Consider the following 2,838-nt stretch of genomic DNA (forward strand, 5'->3'; position numbering starts at 1 on the left):
CAGCAGGGCCAGCACACACAGCATTCTCCAGGCGGACATGTCGCTCACCTCGCGGGACGGTCGTTGCCGACCCCAGTCTAGGCCTGCGCCGGGCAGCCGGACTGCCGTCCGTCGGCGCGATCGCCCATCCACAGCCCGTGTGGACCAGCCATGGGCAAACCTGTGGATAAGCCGGTGCGCGCGCCGCGCGGCGGGCGTCCGCGATGGGTGGCCAAAAAACTGCCAGCGGCGCCCTGCTTGCCAGCCGCGGGCGGGACCGCCACTGTTGGCGCATGCGCTTTGAACCGATGACCTTGCCCGCGGCCATGCAGGCCGACCTTGAAGCCGCCTACGCCATGCCGGCGCGGGCGTACCACAATTTTTCGCACGTGCAGGCGGTTCTGCAGCACTGCCGCGCGGTGGCCGATGGCCCGGGCTGGGAGCACCCGCGCGAAGTGCAGTTGGCCGCGCTGTACCACGACGCGATCTACGACGCCGGGCGCAGCGACAACGAGGCGCGTTCGGCCGTGTTGGCGCGCGAGGCGATCCAGCGCTGGCTGCCCGACGCCGGCATCGACGTGGCCCGGGTCGTGCAGCTGATCGAACTGACGGCCCGCCACGGCGCGCTGGCCGCGACCGACATCGATGCCGAGGCGGCCCTGTTCCTGGACTGCGACATGGCCATCCTGGGCGCGCCGGCGGCGGTGTTCGACGCCTACGACCAGGGCATTGCCGAGGAGTACGCCGGCCACGTGCCGGGCTTCTTGTTCCGGCTCAACCGGCGGCGCTTCCTCAAGCAGCTGCTGCTCAAGCCGCGCATCTTCCTGAGTGCGTTCTTCCATGCGCGGCTGGATGCCGCCGCGCGCGCCAATCTGCGCCGTCGCATCGGATAATGGCGGCGGGCGCCGTCGTGGCGCTGCCGGTCTCCTTTCACCACGTCCCGTCTGCCCATGTCCCTGCCTGCCGCTTCCCCTGATCCCGACCCGCGTCCGCAGCCGCCGGAAGAACCCGGCCCCAACGAATGCTGTGGCAGTGGCTGCCCGCTGTGCGTGCTGGATCTGTACAGCGACGAGCTGCAGCGCTACCGGGCCGCGCTGGCGGCGTGGCAGGTGCGCCACCCCGACACCACCGACTGAGAGGCGCGGCCGTGACGAACGTTGCGCGCGCTGTACCCGGCGTCTCGCCCCGGCAGGGCCACGCCGCGCTGGCGGCGGTGGCCGCGCTGGTCCTGTTTTCCGCCACTGCGCTGTGGCTCCAATGGGCGCGCCACGACCTGGACTGGGGGCAGGCCACGCTCAGTCTCTACCTGCACGGCCCGGGCGGGCTGGCACTGCGCAGCGCGTACTGCCTGCTGGCGGTGGCGATCATGCTGCTGGCCTGGTCGCTGCATGCCGGCAGCCGTTCGCCCCGGCGCAGCACGGCCGCACCGCTGCTGTTCTGCGTGGCCGGGCTCGGCCTGATGGGCGTGGCGATCGGTGACAGCTGGTTGCCGACGTACGCGCCACTGGTGGCGCCACTGGTGCATGGGCTGGCGGCCAATACCGCGTTCCTGTGCGTGAGCGTGGCCATGCTGCTGCAGAGCTGGTATCTGCGCGCCGACCCGCACTGGTCGCGCTGGGCGGTTCCGGCGTGGTGGTGGGCCTGGGGCTGCTTCGTGCTGCTGTGGCTGCACGTGCTGTGGCGCGGTCCGCCGCGCGGGGCGGGGCAGAAACTGGTGATTGCCGCGGTGGTGGTGTGGCTGCTGGTGGTGGCACTGCGCCAGTGGCAGCACGGACGTCGCCGGGCCGGTTGAGCCGGCGCACCCTTGCAGCCAGTCTGTGTACATGCCGTTGCCGGGGGACCGGCGTATCGTGGCGTGGACTCTTTTGGGATGCGTGACGATGCGGCGAGCCGGGTGGGGGAAGGTACTGGGTCTGGTGATCGGGGGCTGGGTGTCGATGGCAGCTGCCGCGACCCCGCAAGAGGTCAGCCATGGGCGGTTCCAGCAGGTGCCGGTGTTCCTGCCCGAGGGCCACCCGCAGCGGGTGGTGGTGTGGTTCGACGGCGGCCAGGACCACGCGCGCAGCCGTACGCGCATCGACGCCCTGCGCGCGCAGGGCGCACTGGTGGCGCAGGTGGACGTGGCCCGGTTGCGCCAGGTGCTGGCCAAGGAAGGCAGCGGCACCTGCGCATTCGGCGCCGGTGACGTGGAGAATTTCTCGCGCTGGTTCCAGGCTTACCTGCACGTACCCGGCTACCACCTGCCGCTGATCGGCGGTGACGGCGAAGGGGCCGAGCTGGCCTACGCGGTGGCCGCGCAGGCCGATACGCAGGTGTTTGCGGGCCTGCTGACCACCGGCTTCTGCCCCGACCACGCGCGCGAGCGCAAGGTCTGCGGTGCCGGCAGCAGCCATGGCCGGCTGCAACCGGCCGAGCTGAATTTCCCATGGTTGAACGCGGCGGGCGAGAGCCATTGCGCGGTCGGCAACGCGGCCGCGTTCGTGCGCAAGGTGGCGATGGGGCGTGATTTCCAGCGCACCGCCGAGGGCGACGACCTGCCCGGGCTGTTGGCGGCCGCGCAGGTGGTCGGGGCGCAGAAAGGCGTGAGCCTGGCGCCGCCGCCGGATGCGCTCAAGGGCCTGCCCGTGGTGGAAGTGCCCGCCAGCAAGCCCGGCGACACGTTCGCCATTTTCGTGTCCGGCGACGGCGGCTGGGCGGGGTTGGACAAGGAAGTGGCGGCCGCACTGGGCGAGGCGGGGGTGCCGGTGGTCGGCGTGGATTCGCTGCGCTACTTCTGGACGGCACGCACCCCGGAAGGGTTTGCCCGCGACCTGGAGCGCATTGCCAGCCACTACAGCCAGCAATGGCAGCGCAAGCGGG

The 2,838-nt window shown here is 71.4% G+C and carries 4 protein-coding genes; all 4 read left to right on the top strand.

From position 1 onward, the window contains the following. Window positions 1-272: 272 nt before the first annotated feature. On the top strand, window positions 273-872 hold the full coding sequence (locus DBR34_RS04125) for a hypothetical protein (protein WP_128095822.1): 600 nt from the start codon (window positions 273-275) through the stop codon (window positions 870-872). Between the two features lie 57 nt (window positions 873-929). Then, window positions 930-1,115, top strand: coding sequence for an oxidoreductase-like domain-containing protein (locus DBR34_RS04130; RefSeq protein WP_128095823.1), 186 nt, complete (start codon window positions 930-932; stop codon window positions 1,113-1,115). A gap of 11 nt (window positions 1,116-1,126) precedes the next feature. Then, window positions 1,127-1,771, top strand: a complete 645-nt coding sequence (locus tag DBR34_RS04135) for a DUF998 domain-containing protein (RefSeq protein WP_258223656.1) — start codon at window positions 1,127-1,129, stop codon at window positions 1,769-1,771. Window positions 1,772-1,859: 88 nt separating this feature from the next. Next, on the top strand, window positions 1,860-2,838 hold a 979-nt coding region (locus DBR34_RS04140), incomplete at its 3' end, for an AcvB/VirJ family lysyl-phosphatidylglycerol hydrolase (RefSeq protein ID WP_128095824.1).

The sequence above is a fragment of the Stenotrophomonas sp. HMWF003 genome (genome assembly GCF_003061285.1).
Lineage (GTDB): Bacteria > Pseudomonadota > Gammaproteobacteria > Xanthomonadales > Xanthomonadaceae > Stenotrophomonas > Stenotrophomonas maltophilia_AP.

Excerpts from the sequence above, each read along its gene's own strand:
- DBR34_RS04125 (WP_128095822.1), top strand. The coding sequence starts at position 273 with ATGCGCTTTGAACCGATGACCTTGCCCGCGGCCATGCAGGCCGACCTT.
- DBR34_RS04130 (WP_128095823.1), top strand. The coding sequence starts at position 930 with ATGTCCCTGCCTGCCGCTTCCCCTGATCCCGACCCGCGTCCGCAGCCG.